Raw genomic sequence first — 832 nt, forward strand, 5'->3', positions numbered from 1 at the left:
GACACCATATGTAGCTAGCCGTTAGCTTCTAACGGGCATACCTAGTCCTATGACTTTGTTAATCGCTTTGACATTCGCCATGATTTCGCCCACTTGAGCGTTGTAACATCTCAAGCTCAATTTATCGCTTGTTAGTCCTTTATATCGGGACATAGCAGTCTCAGATATTGAACGATAGTGATAACCAGACTCTGTTTTCCATTCCGATATTGTTCCATCTCTCAGAGCCATTACCGCTTTGTTTCTGGGATGACCGTCTTCCCAAAGAGCTGCATTCTTTCGAGGCGGTATTAACGGAGTACAGCCTTTATTTTTCAGAGTCTCGTGGCAATTTTTTGTGTCATATGCTCCATCGGCGGATACGGCAGCGACCTTTCTACGTAGTGGGTTGAGTAACGTCGGTAACACTTCACTATCGCCTACATTTACAAGACTGACTTCCGCACTAATCGCTTCGTGAGTATCCACATCCACAGCTAAGTGCAGTTTGCGCCATGTCCTACGTTTTTCTGTACCATGCTTTTTCACTTTCCACTCCCCCTCACCAAAGACTTTGAGGCCAGTAGAATCAATGGCTATATGGCGAATAGCCCCTCTCGATTTATTGCGATATTTGACCTGAACTGTCTTCGAGCGTTTACTGATACAGGTGTAGTCAGGGGACGTTAGTGGAACATCTAATAGCTCAAAGATAGAGTCGATAAAGCCTTGAAGAGCACGTAAAGGAAGAGAGAAGATGCCCTTAATCATCAAGGCGGTTTCAATCGCTGTATCAGAGTACTGAAAGCCTCTCCCACGCTTACCATGATGAGTTTTGCATCGCCATGCATCT

The 832-nt window shown here is 45.1% G+C and carries 1 protein-coding gene; it reads right to left on the reverse strand.

Features of this window, described 5'->3' with window-relative positions:
• Nucleotides 1–21: 21 nt before the first annotated feature.
• Nucleotides 22–832, reverse strand: an 811-nt coding sequence (locus AB4558_RS06270) for an IS5 family transposase (protein ID WP_372074989.1), incomplete at its 5' end; no start/stop codon positions are given.

It is taken from the genome of Vibrio sp. 10N.222.51.C5, assembly GCF_041474575.1.
In the GTDB taxonomy this organism is placed as follows: Bacteria; Pseudomonadota; Gammaproteobacteria; order Enterobacterales; family Vibrionaceae; genus Vibrio; species Vibrio crassostreae_C.